Raw genomic sequence first — 24,634 nt, forward strand, 5'->3', positions numbered from 1 at the left:
GCAGCCAGCCTTCGGCTGCCCCCACTTCGTCCACCTAGAGGCCGAACTCGCCTATCTGAACTCCTTCGAGAAACACGTCCCAGTCTCCGCGAGCGAAGACCAGAGAACCGTCACCAGTGCGGCTACCGACGTGCACCTTTCCAGCCGAGTCGGCGATTCTCATCGAGTCCACCGCCTGGGACAGGTGCACAGCAGACACAAATTGCGCCCAGTCAGATCTGGTGACACTGAGGACATCATGCTGCCGCTGACTGTCCCGCAGATGCACTGCCTGAGACGTGATGAGCACCTCGACGCAAGTGGAGCTGTTACATCTGCTGGATCGTTTCCAGCGTGTCCCAGCAGGTGACATCGGTTCATGACGCATGGCCTGACCCTCCGAATCCCCGTTTTGCCTCCCCGCGTGGCTCCGCCGGGGCGGCGGCCGGCGAGTCCCACGGTAAGGACCAAAACTTCTGGGTACAAGAGCGGGTACGGCCCGTCGTCTCACGGAAATTTCCTCAGACGTCGAACTCCGAGTTGCGCACGCCAGCTACGAAGGCTCGCCACTCGGCAAGATCAAACTTTAAAACCGAACCATCTTTATGTTTAGAGTCACGAACTTTAACAGTATCCCATTCGGTCGATACTAATACCTCGATACAGGTGCTGGCAGAACAAAAACTAGACCTCTGCCAATCTTCCTCGCCCCCGCCAGTCGGGACAGCACTTGCCGAATGATTCATTTCAGATCCCCATAGGTATCGCCGCCACAGTAGATGAGCAACCACCCAGGAAACGAACCCATCGACCCAGGAAACTGGACGAAGGCATTTTCCGCGACTTTCGCCGGGCGGCGATGGCAAATTGTACCGGCAAAAACCAGCGCCAGGCGCATCCCCCGAGCCCCATGGAAAAACCCAACCTCAGTCGCCCCAAGTTGCACAGTAGCAAAATGAATCTATCCTCACCAAAACCATAGCCCCCGGGGAGTCGCCTCCCCTGTAAATGGGACCCTTTTCGTACCCGAAGCGGCGACGACGGGACACCACCGTTTAGAGGAAGCCGCGAAGCCAGTCCAAACTTTCGCCTGGAGGAAGTGCGTACTCCGAAGCGATGCCGCTGAATACCTTCCGATACTTGTCCACTACCGAGGGACGTTCCATCAGCAACATCCCGTGCAGCCCCTCACTAAAAGCAATATCTTCCAGACCCGATTCTTTCGGGTACTGAAGAATAAGGAACGAACCGTCAAGACCCGGATATGAACCGCGTCGCAAAGCGACAATCTGAAGCGTCACATTCGGTAGGTCATTTGCTATGTCCAAGACGTGCCGCGCCTGGGCGTCAACGACGTCAACACCTAGGGGACGATGAAACACGCCTTCGTCCAAAATGAAATGCGCACTGAGTTCGCCGCTAAGCATGCGTTCTTGTCGCTTTCTGCGGAGCACCACCTGGTCATCAATAAAACCTAGGGGAAGAGCCCCAGGAAGCCTGATGTCTTTCAGCAACGCGCGAGTCACTGCCTCGGTTTGGAGCAGGCCCGGCCATCTCAAGTTCTCGAAGACATCCATGGAAGACGCTGCAGACTCAAGCCCTAGGTAGTTTTCACCCTGTTCTTCTTCCGTACTGTAATCCGCCCACCAGCCCTTGCGCCGAGCCTCGGACACCAATAGTTGCATATGCTCGATGTCGTCGTCGGTGGCTCCGTAGAACCGAGCCAGGTCGCGGACGTCGCGAGCTTGCGGAGTCCGCTCCCCACTCTCCAGCCGACTTATTTTGGAGGAACTGGCCATGAGTTCGCGAGCAGCGTCTTCCGTGCTCTTGCCTGCGGCTAGGCGTAGACGCCGGAGCTGAGCCGCAAGCACGCGGCGGCTGGCGGTGGGGTTGGGGCGTGTACCGGGCATGGCACCCCGCTTGTCCAAGTGCTTGTCAATTGCCAGATGCGGGTTGCATCCTGGCAGGGCACAAATGGTACGCAGCCAACGTAACACTGCCAGAGGGCATTTGCCGAGGTTTGTCAGCAGCCTCGACGGCGTACCGCAGCGCACCGCTCAGGCCTTGTGCCGATCCTCGTTCGACCAGGTCATCGCAGCTTTCGGCGGAAGCTCAGGTGGTTGGGCCGCAGCCACTCTCTCAGTCGGAGGGCATGGTCATGTCACATCGCACGGCAGTGTCTAAGGCCGTTGGGGCGCGGGGCGACCCGGCGGAAGTGCAGCGGTGGCCGTTGGGCGCTCGGGCGTCCGGGCTATCCGAAAAGCGTCTCAGTACGGCGCATCCCGGCGGCGACTCGGGGTGTGACACCGATGGACAAGGGGGTGGCCTGCGATGATCCCGCCGGTTCCACCACGACCACGCGAGGAGGTTCCCTCGCCCTACGGTCCGGACGGCCCGTTCCGGAATCTGCATCGTTGCGCCCAGCGGTTGGAGACCGGCGACTGGCGGGAGGTGCTGGCTCTGCTCGGAGGGGACGGGACCAGCACCCACAAGCTGGCCGCGGTGACCCGGTTGCTGGCGCTGAGCATGTTCCAGCAGACGGTCGGGGACGTGGAGCAGGCGTGGTCGGTGCTGCACGATGCGGCGCGGGGGCTGCCGCCGGGCTTCACCAAGGTCGATCCGGACACCGGGCACGTGGCGGCGGTGTTGCAGGGGGCCGCGCTGATGCTGGCGCACGAGCAGGCTGAACCGGGCGGGGCGCAGGGGCCGGAGCGACGGCTGACCTTGGCCCTGGCCGGGATCACCTGGCGTGAGCAGACCGAGCTGGAGCAGTTGCGCAACCGGCCGTATCTCTACGCCGGGGCTCGGGATGCTCTGGTGCGAGCCTGCCAGGAGTTCCTGGCCTGGGTGGAGTTCGCGCCGGAGACCTGGCGCCGGCAGATCCCGCCCGGGCAGTTGCAGAGTTTCGGGATCGTCCTGCCCAGGACCCTGCACCAGCCCACCCGCAAGAACCTGTGCGAGCGGGCGAGCCGGCTGCGCAAGTTCGCCGACCCGGCCCAGGGCGACGTGAGCGACTCGGTGTGGGCCGACATCGGGGGTTATCCGGGGCTGAAGGCGCTGGCCCTGGAGAGTCTGAGCACGCAGCACCTCACCGCCTGGCGGCTCGGGCCCAGATCTCCCGTGCCCAAGCATCTTCCGGTCCGCACCGGTTGCAGGGCGGCCTGGCAGTTCGCGCAGGACTGCTGCCCGCAACCGTCCTTGAACTGAATCAGAACTGACCGCCTGGTGTCCTGGCACTGCCCGGCTGACGAGATTTTCGCCGATCACCTCTGGCTACTGACGCTGACTGGTGAGACGATCGAATCTGTCCAACGCCACTGAAGTTCAGTCGCGGTCAGCGAATCCGCCCACAGCGCGCTGAAGAATCACTTTCTGACAAGCTTTCCGTGCTCTGAAGGTGAGGCTGGGAGATGATGGTGTCCGTGACGCTGTCCCCCAGAGATCGTCACGATGTCGAGCCCGAGGTGATGTTCTCGGCCGGACTCCAGACCCCGGCGAGCGAGTTGCGGCACGAGACGCTGCTCGCAGCCGGGGTCCGGGTCAGCGTCGACCTCACCACCCCGCACCGATGGCGATCGATCACCGTGGCCTCCTGGAACTGCGCGTCGCAGAGCCTGATCCGGGCCCTGGCCGGTGATCCGGCGGTGGCTGAGATCAACGCCCAATGGCAGCCGGGCGGCCCGGTGGCCGAGATGTCGCGGTTGGAGGCCGACCTTTCCGGGGCCGCTCCGTGGCTGCGGGTGGCCCTCGCCGATGCCCTGGACCGCTGGCTGCATCTGCCGCTGGACCAGTCGCTGGTGGATGCCGAGCGAGGGGTGGCAAGGACTTTCGCTGCGCTGAGCATGCCCGAAGGCAACGTTCGCACCGAGATGCTGCGGCAGGCCTTGCTGCTCACCCGACGCTCGGCCCGGGGCCTGCACGGTTTTCTGGCCCGGATCGGACTGCACCCGCAGCCGTTGCCGCTGGAGCTGGCCGACGGGATCGACCGGCTGGTGGCCGGGTACCAGGCTCTGCTCGATCAGCTGAAGGGCGATGACGAGTCGCTTCGCGCAGTGGTCGAGATGTGGCGGGACATGGGCCGGACGTTCCGCACCCCGGTCCTGCGCACTCATCGGCAGCCGGCTGGGGCGAGAGCAGACCCAGCCGGTGAGGAGCCGGCAGCGGGCCTCATCGATCCCCGGCAGGTCCCTGCCCGCACCCTGGGTATGCATCCCGACCCGGATCGTCCCGAAATCACGGTCAGGCCGGCCGTTCCGGGCCGGATGCACAATGTCCGCACGGTAGTGGTGGACGTTCCTCTGTTCGGCAGCCCGGTCACCGATCACGGCCCGGGCGGGCGCATCCTGGCCCGGCTGATCGATCGGGAAACCGGCCGGGCGCGCGGCGAAACCCTGCTCACCCTGCACCGGGCCAGTGTGGACGGCCGGCGTCGGACCTCGCTGCGGGGAGTGCTGCGGGTACCGCCGGACCAGGAGGCCCTCGATCTGGAAACCGTGCGGGTGAACGTGTTCGACGCCCTGATCGAGCACCAGCCCGCCGTTTCGGACCAAGACCCGGCCCTGCACAACGTCCGCCGGGCCATCCTGGCGTTGCGGGAGTGGCGTCAGCTGGTGGCCGAGGCCCGGCTGCGCCCAGCCCTGGTCCGGCCCACGCTGCGGGTGCGCGAGATCGGCCGATTGCTGCTGCCGGCCAACGAGGTCTACGCCACCGCGGCCACCGGGCTGAGCCGGGGCCGGTACGAGCAGCTACTGGATCTGAGCGAGGACGAGCTGCTTGATCTGCTGCAGGATCCGGAGCTGGCGGCCCGGCAGACCCCGACCATCGGCAACGTGCTGTCCACCCCCTGCGGGTCGAACGATCTGCTGGTGGCCGAGCTGGCTGCGGCCTACCTCTGAGGGGCCTCGCTACGGCACCCGATGGAACCGCTGCGGTTCCATCGGGTAGCACCCCGCGACCTTTGAATGACAAGCCGTCCAGGGCACTTTCAGTATTGATCGCAGAAGCCGCGGCGCATCCCCCGTTTGCGCCGGGCTCACGATCAAGGAGCCCTACGAATGCCCACCCAGCCCAGCGTGCTCGACCGAGCCACGGCCGCGCCCGCACCCACTTCGAGGGTCCGGAAGCGCCGGCCGATCAGCAGCCCCGTCATCGAGCAACCCGATGTAGAACCGACATTCCACCCCCACCCAGCATTCCGGACGCAACTGCCTCGCGACGTCCGTAGGCTGTTGATCTTCTTGGTACCCCTGAACGCCGGGGCCGCCGCCGTCTCACTTGCCGTGGTGTGCGGCCGCCTGTCGTGCGAGAACCTGCTCTGCATGGCCACCGTCATGGGCCGCAACCACACCTTGGTGGCAGTGCTGAGCCTGCTCTACCTGATCGGTTTCACCCTGCTGGTCAGCACCGGCCGTGGCCTGAACATGGTCAGCGCCAGGCAGTTCACCCTGGCCCTGGGCCTCCTGGTGATCGGCCCGCTGGCAACCGCCGGCGTCCTGGTGACTGGCCTGGGCCTGCTGTGCGTGGCCGCTGCCCTATTCGTCCCTCTCCTGGCCGCCGCGAGCTACCGCCCGACGACACCCAACCGCTAGGAAAGCTGCTCCAGCGCAACCCCGATCGACTCAGCGCCGGTCTTCACGGTGATCTCGCTCGGGGTTTCGCCGGGGACCAGATCGATCGGCAGACCGAACTGATACTTCAGACCCGACCAGCCGGTCACCGCGACGGTCTCAGCCACCCCGTACTCCGACACCGTTCCATCTTGATCCGTGACCGAGAGGAGAGGAGTGCCGCGCTTCACCAAAGTCACCCGCCGCAGGGCCTTTCGCGAGGAAACAACCATCTTCTCGCTGGCTTTCAGCGCATTCGTCAGAATCAGCGGACCGGGCGCGCCGAGCATCACCCCGTAAATGGTGTGCGTCTCGCCGCGCACCTCGTCCTCGGCGGCCCAGAGCAGACAGCCCCCGGCGGCCTTCGTGGATCCGGTCTTGATCCCGATCACCCCATTGCGCCCGAGCAGTCGGTTGGTGGTGTTCAACGTGTTCATCGGGATCTTGGCGCTGGGCATGGCCACGATCTCGGCGAAAGTCGGATCCTTCATCGCCGCCACCGCCAGGTCGAGCAGATCGATGGCGCTGCTGCGGGAGTACCTGCTCAATCCCGAGGTGTCGGCGAAAGAGGTCGAGGTGAGGCCCAGTTCGGCCGCTTTGGAATTCATCCGTTCGACGAACCGCTGCGGCGAACCGGCACTCCAGCGTCCGAGAATATCGGCCATGTTGTTGCCCGAGCGGATCAGCACCGCTTCCAGGGCCTCGCGCTGGGTGATCTTCAGGCCGGCCTTGACCTTGACCAGCGATTCCCCTCCGGCCTTGCGGCGGGGGTAGGACGCGGCCTCGGCCTTGGTCACGGTGATGATCGGGCCTTCCTCACCGGCTTCGAGCGGATGGTCGCTCAGAATGGTGTACGCCGTCATCACTTTCGTTACGCTGGCAATGGGTACGGACTTAACGCCGCTGTCCTTGTTGCCCATCGTGCCTACCCCAGGCACGGCGATACGCGCGCGGCCTTTGGTCGGCCAGTCCACCTTGGGCGCTCCCCCGGACACCGCGTTCCGGAGGGGCACCAACCAACGGACGCTGTCGGCCGTTTGGTTGGGGACGTCGGCTCGCGCCGGGGTAGCGGGTGAGCTCAGAGCAAGAACAACCCCCAAGCAGAGGACGCTCACCGCGGGTTTTCGGGCAAAAGGCAGCACCGGCATGAGTTGGCTCCCGAGGAGGTAGGTCGCACGGGAGCCGCATCTACTGGAGCATCCCTTTACCGTGAGTGGATGCTAGCGACACGTTGAGCAATCAAAGGGGAACTTGAGCCTGGTGATACCGGCGCGTCGAGCGCTCAGGCGCCCACAACGTCCCTAGGGCCCGTCCTGTGGATCATGGCCGTAGCGAGGAGGTGCCCGGGGCGCTGGCTGGGCGTGGCCGGTGGGGCCCCTCGCAATGGTTTTGCGTGGGGCCACGCCGGACGCGGTCAGACGGCGTTCCGGGCGCCCCGCAGTAGGCAAAGATCCACAGGCCAGGCCCTAGTTACTCCCCGACCGACCCGTCGATCGACTCGCGGATCAGATCGGCGTGCCCGTTGTGCCGCGCGTACTCCTCCAGCAGGTGCGTGAGAATCCAGCGCAGGTTGGGGGTGTTGCCGTCCGCGAAACTGAACTTGGCCAGAGCACCCAGCCCGGCCTCGGCCATCACCGTGGCGGTGGCCGCCCGCGAGCGCTCGAGCGACGCGTGCCAGAGGGCGAGCAGTTCCTCCGGTGTGTCCTGGGCCGCCGAATGCCACTCCCAGTCGGGATCGGCGCCCCAGTCCACCGTGTCCCAGGGCGCCGGGCGGTCGGCCCCGAGCTGACGGATGTGCAGCCAGATGTCTTCCACGTAGGCGAGGTGCTTGATCATGCCGCCCAGGGTCATCGCCGAAGGCGGCAGGACCGTTGCCAGTCCTGCCGCGTCCAGCCCTTCGACCTTCCAGGCGAAGGTGGCGCGTTGGTACTCCAGGAATCCCAGCAGAGTCTCCGCCTCGCTGCCGGCGAACGGCGGCTCCGGACGACCCTGCTCGTCGATCATCGGCTCTTCCAACGCGCCTTCGCTCATTTACCCAGCGTCTCCCCGAGCTGAGCGGCCATCAGCTGCACGAACCGCGCGGTGTCGTCCGGCTGCGTCCCCTCGGCGAGCAGCGCCATCCCGTGCACCAGTTCGGCCGTCTCGGCCAGCCGCGGGTCCTCCGGACGGCTCTGGTGCGCCGCCCGCAGACCGGAGACCAGGGCGTGCCCGGGATTGAGCTCGAGGATCCGGCGTTCCTGCGGAATCGGCTGGCCCATCGCCTTGTACAGGTTGACCAGGGTGGGCGTGGCGTCGTTCTGGTCGCTCACCACGCAGGCCGGCGAGGTGGTCAGCCGGTTGGACAGCCGGACCTCCTTGACCTCCTTGGTCAGCACCTCGCCCATCCAGGTCAGCAGGCCGGCGAACTCCTCCTTCTGCTTCGCCTTGTCCTCGTCCGCCTCGTCCGAGGTCAGGTCGATGTCGCCCTTGGCGATCGACTGGAACTGCTTGCCCTCGAACTCGGGCATGCCGTCCACCCAGACCTCGTCGATCGGGTCGGTGAGCAGCAGCACCTCCAGCTCCTTGGCCCGGAACGCCTCCATGTAGGGCGAGCTCTCCAGGGCGGGGCGGGAGTCACCGGTGAGGTAGTAGATCTTGTCCTGGCCCTCGGGCATCCGCTCGACGTAGTCGCGCAGGCTGGTGCGCTGCTCGGCGTCGTGGGTGGACTCGAACGAGCAGATCGCCAGGATCGCGTCGCGGTTGGCGAAGTCCTGCAGCAGGCCCTCCTTCACCACCCGGCCGAACTCGCCCCAGAACTTGGTGTACTTCTCCGGCTCGTTCGCGGCCAGACCCTTGATCGCCTGCAGCACCCGCTTGGTCAGGCGCTTGCGCATCGACTCGATCTGGCGGTCCTGCTGCAGGATCTCGCGGGAGACGTTGAGTGCCAGGTCCTGGGAGTCGACCACGCCCTTGACGAAGCGCAGGTACGACGGGATCAGCTCTTCCGCGTCGTCCATCACGAAGACCCGGTTCACGTACAGCTGCACGCCGTGCTTGGCGTCCGGGCTGAACAGGTTGGCGCCGGCCCGCTCGGGCAGGAACAGCAGGGCCTGGTACTGCAGGGTGCCCTCGATGTTCAGCCGGATCGTCTCCAGCGGGTCGTTCCAGTCCCGGCTGATCCGCTTGTAGAGCTCGGCGTACTCCTCGTCGGTCACCTCGCCGGCCGGGCGGGTCCACAGGGCCTTGCGGGAGTTGACGGTCTCGTCGGCCGGTTCTTCGGCCTCCTCGCCCTCCCCGGCCACCTGGAGCGAGGCCATCCGGATCGGCCAGGTGATGAAGTCCGAGTAACGGGTGACGATCTCGCGCACCTTGCGCGGGTCGGTGTAGTCGAACAGCCGGTCTTCCGGGTCGGCGGGCTTGAGGTGCAGGGTGATCGAGGTGCCCTGCGGGGCGTCCTCGACCGGCTGCAGCGTGTAGGTGCCCTCGCCCGCGGACTCCCAGCGAGTGGCCTCGGCCTGACCGGCCCGGCGGGTGACGAGCACCACCCGCTCGGCGACCATGAAGCTGGAGTAGAAGCCGACGCCGAATCGGCCGATCAGCTCCTCGGTCTTGGCCTCCTCCTCCTGCTGGGCCTCCTTCATCTGCCGCATGAACTCGGCGGTGCCGGAGTTGGCGATCTTGCCGATCAGGTCCACGACCTCGTCCCGGGTCATCCCGATGCCGTTGTCGCTGATCGTCAGGGTGCGGGCGGAGTCGTCCAGCTCGATCCGGATGTGCAGGTCGGAGGTGTCCACGTCGAGCGTGTCGTCGTTGAACCGCTCCAGCCGGAGCTTGTCCAGGGCATCGGAGGCGTTGGAGATCAGCTCGCGCAGGAAGAGGTCCTTGTCCGAGTAGATCGAGTTGATCATCAGCTGCAGCAGCTGACGGGTCTCGACCTGGAACTCGTAGCTCTCGGCCTGGGTCGTCATGGCACCTTTCCGATGTTCTTGGACGTTCTGTTCTTCGCACTGCCGGAGAAAAGATTAGTCCGCCCGGCGGCCTGCCCGCCTCACCTTCTGCGGTCCCCGCTCCCCGGGTGTGCTTGGGTTGGGCCCGGCAGATCCAAGCACCCTCCGCCCTCAGCGAAAGGATGGCCCAGTGGCCGTACCGGAGTCCCTGTCTGACCGCCCCGTGATCGTGCTGTCCCCGCACCTGGGCGACGCGGCGCTGGGCTGCGGCTACCTGTTGTCCCAGCTCGCGCGGTCCACCCCGGTCACGGTGATGACGCTGTTCACGCACAGCCGGGACGACAGCCCGACCCGGCCGGCCCGCTCGTTCCTGGACAAGCGCAACGCCCGCCGGGCCCCCGCCCTGTACGCGCAGCGCCGCGCCGAGGACTCGCTGGCCCTGCGCTCGATCGAGGTCACCCCCGTGCACTTCGGGCTGCACGACGCGTTGTTCCGCCGCCGCACCGACCGCAATCTGCCGAAGGTGGTGCGCAACGTGCTGCCCGAGCTGAGCGTGGTCTACCCGACCTACCGCTGGCACATCGTCAGCGGTGTGCTCTCCCCGCTGGACTTCCCGCTGGTGGACGAGCTGGTGCAGCGCGTGCTGCTGGCCACCACCGAGGACGACGTGATCCTGGCCCCGCTGGGGCTGAGCGGCAACGTCGACCGGGTGCTGACCCATCAGGTCGGCCTGGCGCTGGCCCGTTCGGACCGGCACGTCGGCTTCTACGCCGACCAGCCGGACGCGCAGAACATGGAGACCGAGGTGCCCACACCCGAGGGCACCGAGCGGCTGAAGTTCGACGTGGACCAGACCGCCAAGGCGCAGTTCCTGGAGCGCTACAGCACCCATGTGCGTTCCGAGCTGGGCAAGCGCATCCCGGTGCTGGACGAGACGGTGTTCCTGCCGGCCTCCCTTTAATTGGGGACGTTGTGCGCGCCGACCGCGGTTCAGGCCAGTAGGGCGCGGATCAGGCAGAGGTAGCCGGCCTGGTTGCCCTGGTTGAAGTGATCGGCCCAGTCCGCGGCCCGGCGACCCTCTTCGGAGCGCCGTACCGGGTCGCGGGCGTAGCCGGCGATCGCCCCGGCCAGGGCGGCCACGTCGAAACTGGGCACGCTGACGTGGCAGCCCGGCGGCATCCAGGACAGCTGGGGCAGGTCGAAATGCACCACCGGACGGCCGTGGCTCAGCGCCTCCAGCGCGCTCAGGCTGAAACTCTCGGCCCGCGAGGGCACCACCACCAGGGCGGCCCGGCCCAGCAGACCCGAGCGACCGGCCGCGTCGACCCGGCCGATCCAGCGCACCGGCGCTCCGCTGGCGGTGATCAGCTCGGTGAGCGTCTGCTCCTCGGGCTTCGGCCCGCTGCCCGCGATGATCAGGGGTGGCAGGCCTTCCGGATGCTTCCGGTAGGCCTCCAGCAGAAGGTCCAGACCCTTCATCGCCACGTCGATCCGGCCCAGGAACACCGCGCAGTCACCGTCTTTGGCGTCGGCGGCGGCAGCCGAGGGCATCGGTACCCAGTTGGCGATCACATGCACCCGGGTCCGGGGTGTGCACTCCCGCACCACCGCGGCGTCGTGCTCGTTCAGGGTCACGATGTCGCGATAGTGACGCAGCAGCCGGCGTTCCAGCCGGAGCGGGAAGTCGACCCGGTAGCGGGTGGCCATCACCCGGGCCGAGAGCGACTGGGCCAGGCCGATCACCGGGCGGCGGGTGACCAGCGGCACCAGGTTGGACGAGAACGGCGGGCTGAAACTCTCCAGCCACAGCCCGTACGACAGGAACAGCGCCAGAAAGGGCAGCGCCAGTCCCCACAGCACCTGGCTGCCCCGGGCACCGGCCGCCAGCACCGGCAGGTACAGGTAAGTGACGGCGCCGATCTGCCGTCGGCCCAGACGATGCCCCGCGGTGACCACCAGCACGTCGTAGTGCGGGGCCAGCACATCGGTGATCTGCCGGACCACGACCGGGCCTCCCCCGGCGTAGTACGGATTCGCCTCGTCGTCGTAGATCGAGATGATCACCCGCCGGCTCTTCATCCCGGCCCCTTTCGGTGGCGCCCGGCCTGAGCCGCGCGAACCACGTCCTCGTAGACCTGTTCCTGGCGTAGGGCGATCTCGTCCCAGTCGAACTGCCGGGCGAACTCTTTCCCGGCCGCACCCATCTGCGCGATCCGGGCCTGGTCCGGGTACAGCTCGGCGACCGCAGCGGCCAGCGACTCGACCTCGAAAGCCGGCACCAGACGTCCGCAATCGGCCGGTACCACCTCCCGCAGGCACGGAATGTCGAAGGCGATCACCGGCGTCCCCGCCGCCAGGGCCTCGATCGCCACGATGCCGAAGGTCTCGAACCGCGAGGGCATCACCACCAGCCGGGCCCGGCCCAGCAGATCGAACTTCGCCGCCCCCTCGACCCGGCCGGCGAACTGCACGCGGTGCGCGATACCCAGCCCGGCGGCCAGTTTCTCGATCGCCTTGCGGTCCGGGCCGTCACCGGCGATCACCAGGTTGCCCTGGATCAGGGCGGCTTGCTGAGCGAACGCCGTGAGCAGCAGGTCGATGCCCTTCTGGGCGAGCTCGAGCCGGCCCAGGTAGACGATGTCCGCACCCCGCGGCAGGTCGGGCGCCAGTTGCGGGTCGGCCACCCCGTTGGGGATCACGCTCACCTGGGCCCGGTGGTTGGACGCGTGAATCCGCTCCCGCATGTCGTCGGAGACCGTGACGAAGCGCCGGTGCAGACGCACTCCGAGCATCTCGAAAAGGAAGAAGGGCAACCGGTACTGACGTGACTTCTCTCGGCTGTTCATCCACTGCACCACCGCCAGCGTGGGGCGGGTGGTCCAGACCGGCATCAGCACCGACGAGATCGGCGCGGCGAACTCCTCCACCACCAGTTCGGCCGGAAAGCCCCGGGCGACGAACGGAACCAGCAGGAAGTAGGAGACCAGGCTGGGGAAATAGCCGAGCGGCAGCCCGACCGGCACGTACTCCACCCCGTCCTCCACCCGGCGTTCGGCTCCCTGATAGTTCGCCACCAGCACGGTGATCCGGTGCCGCGCGGCGATCCGCCGGTTGATCTCGGCGTTGCGCAGCGAGCCGCCGCCGCTGCCGGGCCGGCGATGATCCTCGAAACCGAGGTGAAGAATCCTCATTCCGCCTCCTTCTCACCCGATGCCCGCAGAGCCAGGATCCGGCCGACGCTCCAGGTACCGGTCCCCAGGCAGGCCGCGATCCAGACGACCGGGTACTGCGAGGCCAGCCCCAGCGCTACGACCAGGACCGCCGCGGCCACGACGGCGCTCTTGGACAGCCGGACCGAACCAGGCCAGAGGCGGGTCGCACAGACCATCAGAACGGCTACGGAGAAGGTGGTTCCGACGAACGCGCCGATTGCCAACCCGACGATCCCCCCAAGCTGGAAACCGGTCAGGATGGCCGCCACCGCAATCAGCCCCGACACCAGCTGACAGGTCAGAGCGATCCGGTACTCCCCGCGTCCCTGATAAAAGGTGATCACCAACTGCACCGCACCGATCATCAGACCCGAGGCCGCCGTCCAGGCCAGAACTTCCTTGATCTCACCGAACTCACCCGGGAACACCAGGTAGGCCAGCGCTCCCGGGGCGGTCGCCAGCATCACCGCGAACGGCACGGCCACGATCGCGTAAAGCCTTAGCGCATCGCGAAACTGCCGCCCCGCCGCGTCCGCCGCGGCCTGGGCCACCAAGGGCAGCGCCACCATGGCCACCGCCGTGCCGAGGAAGAGCGGCACTCGGGCGACGATCATCGAGGCCTGATAGCTGGCCGCTGCCGACGAGGTGAGCGGCAGCACGGCCACCAGCACCACGTCCAGCGAGGCCAGAGCCGACACCAGACCCTGAACCGATGCTACTCCCAGTGCATCTCGCCACAAGGACTTCGCCAGGGCCAAGGTGCTCGGACCCAGAATTTCGGCACGGAGCCAGTACAGCCCCAGGAGCAGAACGATTGCCGAACCCGCCCCGAAGGCTCCGAGCGCAGCGGCCGCCGTGCTCGTGGCCAGGACCAGGCCGATGCCGACGATGCACTTGACCACCACCTCGAGCACCTTGACCGCGGCCAGTGCCCCGAACCGCTGACGTCCCTGCAGCCAGCCGGCCGTGGTGGAACTGGCGAAGATCAGGAACACGCAGACGGCCAGGGTGAACGAGGTCTGGGGATCGGCGAAGGACTGGGCCACGGCAAGGATCACCAAGGCGGCAATCAGACCCTGAACACCATTGCCCAGTAACGACATCCGGGTCAGGGCAGCTCTGGTTGCCGGATCCGGGTTCTTGGCCAGTTGCTGGGCCAGTACCCAGGGAATGGATGCGGCGGCGATGGTGCCCGCGGTCAGCAGCAGGGCTTGGGCGGCTGCGAACTGGGCGTATTTGTCGGTGGGCAGCAGGTGGGTCAGGATCAGCGCGTAGCCGTAGTTCAGGCCTCCCACCGCCAGGGTGCCGACGGTCAGCCAACCCGCGCCGGAGACCAGGGTCTGCCGTTCCTGCGTGGTTGCGCTCACGACGCACCGGCGCTGTTCAGGCGGTACAGGATCAGGGTGCCGTCCTGCTCAGAGGTCTTGGTGAACACCGCTTGGGCAGTGGTTTCCAGGTACTCGAGAAGAGCTCGGTCGCCCAGTCCGTAGCCGTGCTCGACCAGCCGGGGGTTGATCAGCACGTAGTCGACGTCGTGCTCGCTCAGGTCGGCCGGGGTGTGCCAGTTGCCGAGATCCACCTGTTCGAGGACGAACTGGGCCGAGTCCTCGGTCACGGCCACCCGACTGCCGTGCGGTATTCCGGTCTCGGCCCAGGTGAAGAACTGCCGGTAGATGTTGCTGTCGGCCGAGTGCACCCGGGACCAGACCCAGACGTCCACGGTCAGGAACAGCGCCAGCAGCAGCGCCGAGACCCGGGTCCGGTCGTACCAGGCCGTCACCACCGCCAGGCAGAGCACGCAGGGGACGAGCGGGATGTAGAACATCTGCTCCTCGATCGAGCCGAAGAGCATGGCGTAGACCAGATATCCGCAGGCCGCCAGCGCCCAGGCGGTGGTCGCAACGACGGCGTCCGGGGCGGTGGACGGTCTCCACAGGGTGAGCCGGCGCACCAGAACCAGACAGCAGACGCCGCCGAGCAGCAGCAGCGCGTAGGTCACCGCCAGCCGGTCGAAGTGTTCGGTCAACCTTGAGAACAGGGAGACCTGCACGGTGTCGGAGTTGAAGCCGGTCTCCTGGTTCAGCCCGATCAGCCGGGTCAGGCCGTTGCCCCGGGACTGTGCCCAGGCGTCGAGACCGCCCAGCCAGATGGTGGCCAGCAGGTTGCCCAGGTAGAGGCTCAGCCCGATCCCGATCACCTTCAGGGTCTGCGGGCGGGGGATCGGGCGGTTGCTGAAGAGCATCACCAGCAAGGCAGCCCCCAGCACCAGGCCGAAGGTCTCCTTGCTGCAGAAGGTGATGCCCGCGCTGAGCCCGGCCAAGCCGGGTGAACGGGTGATCACCAAGAGGATGGTCAGGGCGGCGAAGAACTGGGTCTGGGCCTCCAGCATCACCTGGCTGTCGTAGCGGATCTGGAACGGGTCCAGCATCACCAGGGCGGCCGCGGCCAGGGCGAAGCCGCTAGGTAGAGCCAGACGCCGGGCGATCAGGTAGGTCAGGGCCACCGTGGCAGCGCCGAACAGCGCGGCCACCGGGCGCAGGGCGTAGGCCAGATCGGCCGGATCACCTTGCAGGCCAAGAACTTTGGTGGCCAGACCAAATACCGCCAGGGCCGCGGGTGGGTGCAGGGTGAAGGGCTCGTCGTAACTGGTGACTCCCTCGCCCTCGGCGATGTTCCGGGCGATCTCGGAGTAGGTGACCTCGTCGATGAACAGGTTGTACGAGGGCACGATGTTGAAGTAGCGCACCGCGAAGGCCATCACCGCCAGGGCCACACAGATCAGGGCTTCCCTCGGCCGGGCCGGTGAGGCGGCGCTGCGTTCCGGTGCGGCCACCGCGGTGTCGGGCACTTTCGCTCCTTGGTGATGATGCCTGCTGGTGCTGAGTGGTGCTTGGTGGTGCTGGGTGATCAGCGTTCGAACGGCAGCAGGTGGTCGCTGCCCCGGGCCACCCGGATGCTGTGCAGGTCGCCGGTGGCCAGGTCGGGCAGGCCGATCCGGCGCAGCACCGGCCGGGACCCGGGGATGTCCACCCCGATCAGCAGCAGGGTGAGCTGACCGTCGAGCCAGGTCACGGCGTCGCCCTGGCGCAACCGGTCCGGGGTCCAGCCCTCGGGCAGGTCGTCCACCGGGATCCGGACCACGGTGGCCACGTCGCTGAGGTGGCGGCGTTCCGGATGGATCAGCTGCAGTCGCTGGCGTTCCAGGTGGATCACCGCCAGCAGCTTCGCCGTCATCCGTTCCCAGGTGAAGTTGCCGGCCCAGCGCCGGGTCACCTCGCGCATCGTCCCGGAGCCGTCACCCAGCAGTTTCAGCCGGTCGGCCAGGGCCAGGCCGATTGCGTCGCCCTCGGGGATCAGCCAGCCGGTCTCGCCGTCCTTGATCGAGTCCCGCAGGCCCGGCCGGTCGAAGGCCAGCACCGGCGTACCCAGGGCGTTCGCCTCGATCACCGAGATCCCCCAGCCCTCGCCGGAAGAACAGCTCACCGCGATCCAGGCCTGGGCCACCAGCGCGTCCCGCTGCGCGTCGGTGGCCTGGTCGTGGAACGTCACCGCGTGGGAAACCTGTTTCGCGACAGCGATCTGGGCCAGGCGCTCACGCTCCGGGCCGACCCCGACGATGTGCAGCTCGGCTTCCGGATGCTCGGCCAGCACGTCCGGCATCGCCTCGATGACGATACGGGTGCGCTTGTGCGGCACCAACCGGCCCACGCAGACGATCGACGGAGCGAGCGTCTTCTCCAAGCCGGCAGCGGTTTCGGTAGTGATCCGCCAGCCCGGAGGCGTAATCCGGATCTCGCCGCGCAGCCTGAGCTCTCGCCGCGCCCCCTGCCGGGTGGAGGGGGACACCGCGACGATCGACCGACGTCCATACACATGACGGCACCCGGTGGACTCCAGAAACCGGCCCACCGCAGCGACCGGCGCCGGGAAGTACTGCCCGAACTGCTGCTGGTGGATGTGGTGCAGCAGCAGAATCACCGGGGTACGCCGGCGCACGGCCAGCGGGGTGAAGAACGGGATGCCGTTCTGCGAGTCCAGCACGGCATGCACCGAACGCCGGTGCAGCAACAGCCAGAGCAGCGCGTGCAGGTAGACGGTGAACCTTCCGCCGGCCCGCCGGATCGTGTAGCCGTCGGTGGATTCGCACCGCGGCCGGCCTTTCACCTTCGCGGTCAGCAGGGTGACCCGGTGCCCGGCCGCAGCGGTCAGGGCCGCGAACTCCTGGCAGACCAGTTCGGCTCCCCCAGCCTGCGGATGCTTCAGGTCACGCCAGTTGGTGACCACGATGTGCTGCTGGGCGGTTCGCGGCTCAGGCATGGCGCAGGGCTCGCTTGATCAGCATCAGGTCGCGAAAGGCCGCGTAGCCGTCGCGCATCGGGCTGAAGGTCGAATCGGCATCGTCGGTCCAGGCCACCGCCACCTCGGCCACCTCGACGCCGCGCCGCAGCAGCCGAGCGATCAGCTCCACGTCGAACGCGAAGCCGTTGAGCTGCATGTCGGCGAACACCTCACGGGCCAGATCGCCGTCGAAGAGCTTGAACCCGCACTGGGTGTCGCGGATCGGCCCGACCAGGGGCGCCGCGATCCGGCCGAACGCCTGGCTGCCGGCCCGCCGAACCATCGGCTGGCGGACCGCGTAGCTGGCCCCAGCTACCCGGCGCGAGGCGATCACCGCCGGGCAACCCGCATCGAGCAGTTCCAGCGCGGTCCCGAAAGTGCTCAGCGGGGTGGACAGGTCGGCGTCACAGAAGCCGACCCGGGGTGCCCGCGAGTGCAGCATGCCGGTGCGCACGGCCGCGCCCTTGCCCCGGTGCCGGCAACTGATCACCTCGACGTCGAGCCCTCGGCAGTCCCGCTCCACCACCGAGACGGTCGCGTCGACGCTGCCGTTGTCGACCACGATCAGCCGGACCGGATGCCCCGCCAGATCGATGTGTTCGGCCAGCGCGGCCAGAGTTCTCCCGATCCGGAGTTCTTCGTTCAGCACCGGGATGATCAGATCCAACGGCGCGGCCGGGATTGCGGTCGCTCTCCGGATTGCGGTCGGGGTTGCGGTCGGGGTCAGGGACTTCGGCAGTTCGGCGATCCCAGCCATGCGAAAACTCCACGAGGATGATCACGGGCGTGACTGAATGCGGGCCGGAAACGGCACAGCAGCCCGGCGAACTTCCTCGTCCAGCCTGGGCAGAGAGTGTTTTATCAGCCAAAAAGGGATCTCTTGGCATTTGTCAGGAGCCAGCCGGCGGTTACTCGTGCGTTGGTTCGACCCCCGCCCACCCCAGGAATTTCTTCCCGTTTCACAGCGCATTCCGTGAACCTTTTGCCCCGTGCGCACTTAAAGAACACTTAAGACTCCGGTGACCCGGGGGTTCCGACGCGGGCAGTGCGGTCCTGGCCCTCGCCGGGATTCGTCAATACCCTTGGCGCGCACTCGGATATCGGCAGTGACCTGCGCCCTTGCCAGAGCGTAGGAAAAGGCCCCAAAATGCCCCGGCGCGAGCCGGATGACGCCGGGCGACCGGCCCACCGAACAGTCTCTTAATGTTCAGAAGGGAAGCCGCCGTGATCGGAGCGGACTCTTTACAAGAGCATGCAAGTATCATCGTCCTTTCCCCGCACTTGGACGATGCCGCCCTTTCGTGCGGCTCCCTGCTGGCCCAGACCTCGCCTTACACGCCGGTCACGGTGATGAGTTTGTTCACCTCGTGCCACGGGCAACGGCCGTCCTTGTCGGCGCGCGCCTTTCTGAATCAGTGCAATGCCCGGCGCGCTCCGGCCCTCTACAGCCGACGCCGGGCCGAGGACAAGGTGGCGCTGCGCGAGATCGGGGCCACCGGGGTGCACTTCGGCCTGCACGAGGCACTGTTCCGGCGCCGGAAGGATCCGCGGATCCCTCGGTTCGCACGGCGGCTGCTGCCCGAACTGGACTGCGTCTACCCCACCTACCGGCTGCACGTCTCCCGCGGGCGGATCTCCCCGCACGACGAGCCGTTGCTGGCCAACCTGGAGCGGCGGGTGCGACTGGCCTCGAGCAAGCACGACCTGATCCTGGCCCCGCTGGGCCTGGGCGACCACGTCGATCACGTGATCACCCACCAGCTCGGGAAGGTGCTGTCGGCCAAGCGCACCGTTGGCTGGTACGCCGATCAGCCCTACGCCTACCGGGCCGGGCGTGAGGTACCCACGCCGGGCGGTACCCGGCGGGTCAAGCACGAGGTGGACCAGAAGCAGAAGGCCAAGCTGGTCAGCTGGTACGGCAGCCAGGCCGGGCCGCTGTTCGGCGGACGAGCCGTGCCCGAGCTGGAGGAGTACGTCTATCTACCGGTTCGCGGATAAGCGCCCGACGGTCGTTTCCTGACTGCGCAGGTAGTTGCCGTAGGTGAGGCCGGCCGTCAGGACCAGGCCGAGCCAGATGCCGTAGCTGCGCTCCAGGGCGCCGTCGCCGACGAACAGCTGCAGCACGACCAGGCCGGTGGCCAGACCCGAGAGCCCGAGCCGGAACTGGGCCCCGTCGAACTGCGCCAGGTTCGGTCGCCACCGGGTCAGCTGCACGGCGAGCAGCTCGGCCAGCAGCCCGGCGACCAGCAGGGCGGCGCCGGTGGAGAAGGTGGTGGCCCAGGCGTTGTCGGTGCGGCAGGCCTGGGCGTCCAGCACTCCGACGCACAGGCGATGCCACGGCGCGAAGGTGTCGAGCAGGAAGAGCGCACCGGCGACGGCGACGATCCTTCCCCCCAGGCTGAGCGGGATGCTGCTGGCCATGGCCGCGGAACTCCGATCCTGATCGAGGGCGGGAACCTGTCAGCCGCCTGTGCAATCACTCTGCCAGCCGGGCGCGGTCGATGCAGGCGGGTTTTTACCTTTTGCCGACCGTCGAACAGGAACGAAACCCTTCTGATCGGACCCCTGCCTGGACGGTGTGGCCGCCGCGCAGTTCCTAGCAGTGGGCCTGGGGCCCGGAGCTTGCGCTCCGGACCCCTTCGGTTCAGTGCTGGGCCACGTACTTCACCGGCTCGGGCAGGCCGTGCTCGGCGCGCACCCGCCGGGCCAGGCCTTCCACCACTACCAGCGCAGCGACGACGTCCTCGGCCGTGACCGGGAACGGCAGGTTGTGGATGGTCTCGCCGGCGGCCGTGGCGGCCTCGGCCACGGCCTGCAGTTCCTTGGTGTCCTGCGGGCTCAGGCCCACCTCGGTGAGGGTGTTGGGCAGGCCGACCCGGGTGGTGAAGACGATGAAGTCCTCGATCTCCTGGGTGGGAGCGCCCTCCAGCACCAGCTGGGTCACCGAGCCGATGTTGACCTTCTCGCCGTGGGTGAGGCCGTGGGTCTGCGGGGCGGCGGTGAGGCCGTTGTGAATGGCGTGCGCCGCAGCCAGGCCACCGGACTCGAAGCCCAGGCCGGACAGCAGGGTGTTGGCCTCGACCACGGCCTCCAGAGCCGGGGTGACCACGCCGGCTCGCACCGCGTCGAGGGCGGGCAGCGCGTTCTCCCAGAGGATGTCCCACGACAACCGGGCCAGGGCCGTGCCCGCGCGAGTGGGGCGGCCCCCAGCCATCGCGGTGCCCTGGCCGCGCTCGGTGGCCCGCGCCTCGATCCAGGTGGCCAGCGCGTCGCCGATGCCGCCGACCAGGAACCGGGCGGGTGCCCCGGCGACCAACTGGGTGTCGATCAGGACCAGGTCGGGGTTGCGCGGGAAGAAGCGGTACTCGATGAACTCGCCCTCTTCGGTGTAGATCACCGACAGGGCCGAGGTGGGGGCGTCGGAGCTGGCGGCGGTGGGCACGCTCGCCCAGCGCACCCCGGCGAGGTGGCCCGCGGCCTTGGCCGCGTCGATGGCCGAGCCGCCACCCACACCGACGATCACGTCGTGCTCACCGGAGCGGATCTTCTCGACCAGGGCGTCGACGGCGGCGGGAGTGGTGAAGCGGCCGAAGCCGACTCGGGTGACTGGCAGGTCTTCGGCGCGGAAACCGGCGGAAAGGGAGGTTTCGACCAGGCCCCAGACGATGTCGTCGGCAACCAGCAGCGGTTTGCGGCCGAGGCCCTTCAGATGGGTGCCGAGTTCGGCGATGGCGTTCTTCCCCTGGACGTAGCGGGAAGGGCTGGCAAGTACGGAAACCGTCGTCATGGTGTTCCTTTTCGATTGCTTGGAACTTCCTTGCGACGATCACGCTAGTTCTTCCGGCCGGGATCCGCCCGGGCTGGGCGCCGGTCGACTGCGGGACGAAATGCCCTTACGGCAGGTATTTTTCGGAAACGAGCAGGCCGTGATCACGAAGTTCGTGATCACGGCCACGGGTGAGCTTGCGCACGGTCCGGCCGTGCTCCTTCACCGCTCGATCAGTACTGCTGGCCGCCCTGGTTCGGCGGGTACTGCGGGTTCTGCTGGCCGTAACGGTTTTCGTTGCCCTGGGTCGGCTGACCGTACTGGCCGTACTGGTCCTGCCCCTGGCCGTACTGGTTCTGGTTCTGGCCGTACTGGTTCTGCTGGTTCTGGCCGTACTGGTTCTGGTCGTACGGGCCAGGCTGGGCCTGGAACTGCTGGCCTCCCTGGTTGTTCCAGGGACCGGCCGAGCCGGCGCCCGGGTTCGCGTCGGCCGCCGGGGCGGCCTCGTTCAGGCGCAGCACGTTGCCGGCGACCAGGGCCAGGGCGAAGACCAGGCCGAGGAAGATGCCGATACCGCGGCTGAAGCCCATGTCGAACTCGAAGTCGCTGCTGTCGATGCCGAGGCTGGACATGTCGGGCATCGTGGGGATCTCCGGCGTCGACTGGCCGACGGCGATCTTGAAGCCGACCAGCAGCGCGGCCACGGCCGAGACCACCAGGCGGCCCAGGTTGAGCAGCCCACCCAGTCCGTCCGGCAGCTTCACCTTGGCCAGCTGCACCACGACCACTTCGACCACCAGCACGATCACCAGCAGGGCGGCGATCTTGGTGCTGGTGAAGTCCCAGGCGCTGCCGTTCGCGCAGTTCTCCGAGCCCATCACCGTGGAGCAGAACCGGAAGTAGGGCAGGAACGAGGTGATCAGGAACAGGACACCGGCGGCGGCGACGATCTTGCCACCCAGCGTGAGGGTCGGGCTACTGCTGGCCATGAACGCGAACTCCTTATGTGAAACAAGCCTTGGGCATGGTGCTCCCAGGAAACGCTTGCGACCAGAAGGTTTCCCCCCTACTAGTCACTCGCGTCAGCATTCGTCCGCACCTCGGCACCGGGCCGGCGGCGGCCGTCGACACACGGCCACCGCACGCCCACCCAGCGCGAAGTCGATTCTTGCCCCCCAGGCACTTCCGGACCCATGACGCATCAAGGGCGTCCGGCGTTGCATGCCCTTTCGGTCCGTCTCACCAGCTGGACCGCAAACGGCAAGTGGCCCCCGGTCCGAAGACCGGGGGCCACTTGTACAGCGTGTTCTGCTGTGGAGGTGGGGGGATTCGAACCCCCGTCCGCTAGCGCAGAACCAGGACTTCTCCGGGCGCAGCCTGTTGTGGCTTTTCTCAGCCCCGGCGATCCCACAGGCAGGTCGCCGAGCCGGGCTCAGTCACGGTTAGTGTTCCCGCAGGCCCCGTAACCGGTCCCTTGGGCAGTGGCCTTCTAGTCGACGCCAGGACCCGGGCCGAAGGCATTCCCGGACTGACGGACCTATAGGCCCCGCTGCTTAGGCAGCGAGGGTGAGGTCGTTGCGCTTTGTATCGGCAACTATTGGTTTGCGACGAGGATTTACGAGATCACATCGCGTACTCGGCCCGCTTCCCCTGGTAAGACGACCAACGTCGAAACCAGTCACCCCCGCGAAGGGGAAGGATCTGGTTGAAGAAGATCAGGATCTTCCCAGTTGTTGCGTTTGGTGCATGTTCAGTTATCAAACGAGGACGGTGACCGGCCCCGCACAGTTGTTCAACTCTACAGGGTCGAACGGTGTTCCCGCCTCCTGATTAGGTCCTGTCCTGTGGATCTTTGCCTACTGCGGGGCACCCGGGACGCCGTGCACCTCCTCGCTACGGCCCTGATCCACAGGACAGGCCCTAACCCGGGCAGCCGCTCACCAGGAGCCGCCGCCCCCGCCGCCTCCGCCCCCGCCGGAGAAGCCGCCGCCGCTGAACCCGGAGCCTCCCGAGGACGAGGGTGTGGCGGCGCTGAGCGAACCGGAAGTGGTGGTGCTGAAGTCGTCCACCGAGCTGGCGAACGCGTGGTAGTTGAACGCGTTGCCGTACATCGCGCCGACGTACCAGCTGGGCACATCCAGATCCGCGCCACCGCGGGCGAGCTGGTCGAAGATGCCGGCCCAGCGTTCGGCCACCCCGAACACGATCGCGTAGGGCAGGTACCGGCTGAAGATGTCGCGCTGCTCCTGCCAGCGGATCTCACCCGCCTCGGCCTTGGTCAGATAGAGCTCGAAGCCCTTGGCCTGGGCCAGCAGGGCGGTGCCCTTGGCGGTGCGCGCGGGCATCTTGCCGGTGCAGCAGAGCATCACCACGGCCCCGACCACCAGCGCCACCCCGACCAGACCGAAGTCGGTGAAGATGGCCAGCAGAATGGCGATCGGCACGGCGGCGGCCAGCACCAGGATGCTCAGGACGCCCCAGACGATCCGTACCTTCGCCGGGTTGCCGCGGAACCAGCCCTGCCGGGTGACCTCGTGGTAGAGCATCGACTGGACCTTCTGCAGGTCGCTCGCGAAGGTCTGCTTGAGGTCGGACAGCCGCACCTGGTTGCGGTTGGCGAAGATCTTGCTGAGCAGCAACTGCTCGTAGTCGGTGAGCCGCTCGGCGGGCGGGGTGAGGGCCACCAGGTTCCAGTCCCCCTTGCGGAACCGGCCGGGCTCCTCGACCTCCTCGATCCGCAGGTAACCGCGGACCGCCAGATCGATGATCGTGGCGGTGACATCGGCGACGTGCGCCTTCTCGTCGATCAGCGTGCCCAGTTCACCGGGCCGCATGTCCTTGGGCGGACGGAACTGCACGGCCACCGGATCGCGCCGCCGCGAGACCCGTCCGACCTTGACGTTCTGCTGGTAGCCGGGCTGCAGCCCAGGGGTGAGGCCGAGGTACTTCTCGTCCCGCCCCCGGCGCGCGGCCAGCCAGAGCGAACCACCGCCGACCAGTGCCAGCACGCCGAGCGAACCGGCTCCCGAGACCGGGGTGAGAGCGAACGCGTCCGTGAATTTCCACTTGTCCTTGAGGATCGGCGCGGCATTGGGGAAGGTGCCGGCCGGGAACGAGGTCACCACGGTCAGCCCGCTACCGGCCGGCAGCACTCCCCCGCTGTCGAAGCGCACCTCACCGCTGCGGGTGACGGTGGCGGTGCAGGTGTCGGTGCTGCCCCGCAGGCCCCGGAAGCACAGTGCCTCGGTGGCCGCGGCCGGGCCGGTCACCGTGGCCGTGGCCTTGCGGATCGGCACGTCCCACTCGTCGCCGATGGCGTTCCAGTACAGCTCCTGATGGTCGTCGATGGTGTTGACGATGCCTTCGAGCCGGTAGGAGATCAGGTATTCCTGCACCCCGGAGACGGTCTCGTCCTCGTCGCCGATCCGCAGGGAGGCCTGGCTGCCGATGTCCTCGGCCAGGTCGGCCGGGGCGCCGCTGGGACTGCTCACCGTGATGTTGCTGATCGGGTACTGCCGGGTGCGGTCCTCGTCGAAGTCGAACTCGATCGGGATGTCCCGGGTGATGCCGTGCCGCTCGGCGCTGCCGAAGTCGTAGCTGATCCGTTCCTCGACCCGCATCGAGTCGTCCTCGGCCAGCGTCATCGTCACGTCGTAGGACGCGATCGCCTCACCACCGCCGGTGGCCGCGTGCGCCGAGGAGGCCGCGGCGGCCACACCCCCGCTGCTGAGCAGGACGACCGCCGCGACTCTGGCCGCTACCTGCGGCTTCAACCAACGCACCTGCCCCACCCTACGCAAGGGTGAT

The 24,634-nt window shown here is 67.4% G+C and carries 21 protein-coding genes and 1 other RNA gene; 5 read left to right on the forward strand and 17 right to left on the reverse strand.

Annotation, left to right across the window (positions count from 1 at the left end):
- Positions 1 to 34: 34 nt before the first annotated feature.
- The 3 genes from LR394_RS43865 to LR394_RS38075 all read right to left on the reverse strand — a co-directional run bounded on the left by LR394_RS43865 (position 35) and on the right by LR394_RS38075 (position 1,889).
- Positions 35 to 367, reverse strand: a complete 333-nt coding sequence (locus LR394_RS43865; RefSeq protein ID WP_407937204.1) for a DUF397 domain-containing protein — start codon at positions 365 to 367, stop codon at positions 35 to 37.
- Positions 368 to 500: 133 nt separating this feature from the next.
- Positions 501 to 725 (reverse strand): DUF397 domain-containing protein, encoded by a 225-nt coding sequence (locus tag LR394_RS43870; RefSeq protein ID WP_407937205.1) that lies wholly within the window; start codon positions 723 to 725, stop codon positions 501 to 503.
- 309 nt (positions 726 to 1,034) lie between these two features.
- On the reverse strand, positions 1,035 to 1,889 hold the full coding sequence (locus LR394_RS38075; protein WP_231449573.1) for a helix-turn-helix domain-containing protein: 855 nt from the start codon (positions 1,887 to 1,889) through the stop codon (positions 1,035 to 1,037).
- A gap of 421 nt (positions 1,890 to 2,310) precedes the next feature.
- Between LR394_RS38075 and LR394_RS38080 the strand changes: the two genes are divergently transcribed.
- From LR394_RS38080 to LR394_RS38090, 3 genes are all read left to right on the forward strand, one after another.
- On the forward strand, positions 2,311 to 3,186 hold the full coding sequence (locus LR394_RS38080) for a hypothetical protein (protein WP_231449574.1): 876 nt from the start codon (positions 2,311 to 2,313) through the stop codon (positions 3,184 to 3,186).
- Positions 3,187 to 3,389: 203 nt separating this feature from the next.
- Positions 3,390 to 4,874 carry a hypothetical protein gene (locus LR394_RS38085; protein ID WP_231449575.1) on the forward strand — a complete coding sequence of 495 codons (1,485 nt, stop codon included), beginning with the start codon at positions 3,390 to 3,392 and terminating at the stop codon, positions 4,872 to 4,874.
- A 423-nt stretch (positions 4,875 to 5,297) separates the two neighbouring features.
- Positions 5,298 to 5,567, forward strand: coding sequence for a hypothetical protein (locus LR394_RS38090; protein ID WP_231449576.1), 270 nt, complete (start codon positions 5,298 to 5,300; stop codon positions 5,565 to 5,567).
- Here LR394_RS38090 and LR394_RS38095 read toward each other — a convergent pair.
- The 3 genes from LR394_RS38095 to htpG form a co-directional block, all read right to left on the reverse strand.
- Positions 5,564 to 6,733, reverse strand: a complete 1,170-nt coding sequence (locus LR394_RS38095; RefSeq protein WP_331283136.1) for a D-alanyl-D-alanine carboxypeptidase family protein — start codon at positions 6,731 to 6,733, stop codon at positions 5,564 to 5,566. The genes LR394_RS38090 and LR394_RS38095 overlap by 4 nt on opposite strands.
- 322 nt (positions 6,734 to 7,055) lie before the next feature.
- Positions 7,056 to 7,616: a DinB family protein gene (locus LR394_RS38100; protein ID WP_231449578.1), complete on the reverse strand. Its 561-nt coding sequence runs from the start codon at positions 7,614 to 7,616 to the stop codon at positions 7,056 to 7,058.
- Positions 7,613 to 9,532, reverse strand: coding sequence for a molecular chaperone HtpG (gene htpG / locus LR394_RS38105; protein WP_231449579.1), 1,920 nt, complete (start codon positions 9,530 to 9,532; stop codon positions 7,613 to 7,615). The genes LR394_RS38100 and htpG overlap by 4 nt, the downstream gene beginning before the upstream one ends.
- Positions 9,533 to 9,701: 169 nt before the next feature.
- Between htpG and LR394_RS38110 the strand changes: the two genes are divergently transcribed.
- Entirely contained in the window at positions 9,702 to 10,472 is a 771-nt protein-coding gene (locus LR394_RS38110) for a PIG-L family deacetylase (protein WP_231449580.1), read from the forward strand.
- 29 nt (positions 10,473 to 10,501) lie between these two features.
- Here the strand turns inward: LR394_RS38110 and LR394_RS38115 are convergent, their stop codons facing one another.
- From LR394_RS38115 to LR394_RS38140, 6 genes are read right to left on the reverse strand one after another with little or no spacing between them, the layout of a single operon-like run.
- Positions 10,502 to 11,590 carry a glycosyltransferase family 4 protein gene (locus tag LR394_RS38115; RefSeq protein ID WP_231449581.1) on the reverse strand — a complete coding sequence of 363 codons (1,089 nt, stop codon included), beginning with the start codon at positions 11,588 to 11,590 and terminating at the stop codon, positions 10,502 to 10,504.
- Positions 11,587 to 12,702, reverse strand: a complete 1,116-nt coding sequence (locus LR394_RS38120; RefSeq protein WP_231449582.1) for a glycosyltransferase family 4 protein — start codon at positions 12,700 to 12,702, stop codon at positions 11,587 to 11,589. Before LR394_RS38120 ends, LR394_RS38115 begins: the two co-directional genes overlap by 4 nt.
- Positions 12,699 to 14,090, reverse strand: coding sequence for a lipopolysaccharide biosynthesis protein (locus LR394_RS38125; RefSeq protein ID WP_231449583.1), 1,392 nt, complete (start codon positions 14,088 to 14,090; stop codon positions 12,699 to 12,701). The genes LR394_RS38120 and LR394_RS38125 overlap by 4 nt, the downstream gene beginning before the upstream one ends.
- Positions 14,087 to 15,571, reverse strand: a complete 1,485-nt coding sequence (locus tag LR394_RS38130) for a glycosyltransferase family 39 protein (protein WP_231449584.1) — start codon at positions 15,569 to 15,571, stop codon at positions 14,087 to 14,089. The genes LR394_RS38125 and LR394_RS38130 overlap by 4 nt, the downstream gene beginning before the upstream one ends.
- Positions 15,572 to 15,630: 59 nt before the next feature.
- Complete coding sequence (locus LR394_RS38135) at positions 15,631 to 17,040, reverse strand: glycosyltransferase family 4 protein (RefSeq protein WP_231449585.1); 1,410 nt, start codon at positions 17,038 to 17,040, stop codon at positions 15,631 to 15,633.
- Positions 17,033 to 17,818 (reverse strand): glycosyltransferase, encoded by a 786-nt coding sequence (locus LR394_RS38140; protein WP_231449586.1) that lies wholly within the window; start codon positions 17,816 to 17,818, stop codon positions 17,033 to 17,035. The genes LR394_RS38135 and LR394_RS38140 overlap by 8 nt, the downstream gene beginning before the upstream one ends.
- A 446-nt stretch (positions 17,819 to 18,264) precedes the next feature.
- On the opposite strand from LR394_RS38140, the gene LR394_RS38145 reads away from it, so the two are divergent.
- Complete coding sequence (locus tag LR394_RS38145; RefSeq protein WP_269330456.1) at positions 18,265 to 19,059, forward strand: PIG-L deacetylase family protein; 795 nt, start codon at positions 18,265 to 18,267, stop codon at positions 19,057 to 19,059.
- Here the strand turns inward: LR394_RS38145 and LR394_RS38150 are convergent.
- The 5 genes from LR394_RS38150 to LR394_RS38170 form a co-directional block, all read right to left on the reverse strand.
- Positions 19,042 to 19,482, reverse strand: coding sequence for a hypothetical protein (locus LR394_RS38150; RefSeq protein ID WP_231449588.1), 441 nt, complete (start codon positions 19,480 to 19,482; stop codon positions 19,042 to 19,044). The genes LR394_RS38145 and LR394_RS38150 overlap by 18 nt on opposite strands.
- Before the next feature lie 223 nt (positions 19,483 to 19,705).
- Positions 19,706 to 20,848 (reverse strand): glycerol dehydrogenase, encoded by a 1,143-nt coding sequence (locus LR394_RS38155; protein ID WP_231449589.1) that lies wholly within the window; start codon positions 20,846 to 20,848, stop codon positions 19,706 to 19,708.
- 212 nt (positions 20,849 to 21,060) lie between these two features.
- Positions 21,061 to 21,816, reverse strand: a complete 756-nt coding sequence (locus LR394_RS38160) for a hypothetical protein (protein WP_231449590.1) — start codon at positions 21,814 to 21,816, stop codon at positions 21,061 to 21,063.
- 322 nt (positions 21,817 to 22,138) lie between these two features.
- Positions 22,139 to 22,513: a transfer-messenger RNA gene (ssrA, locus tag LR394_RS38165) on the reverse strand.
- Between the two features lie 251 nt (positions 22,514 to 22,764).
- Positions 22,765 to 24,609, reverse strand: a complete 1,845-nt coding sequence (locus LR394_RS38170; RefSeq protein WP_231449591.1) for a DUF2207 domain-containing protein — start codon at positions 24,607 to 24,609, stop codon at positions 22,765 to 22,767.
- Between the last annotated feature and the right edge of the window lie 25 nt (positions 24,610 to 24,634).

This window comes from Kineosporia babensis (assembly GCF_021129305.1).
GTDB classification, from domain to species: domain Bacteria; phylum Actinomycetota; class Actinomycetes; order Actinomycetales; family Kineosporiaceae; genus Kineosporia; species Kineosporia babensis.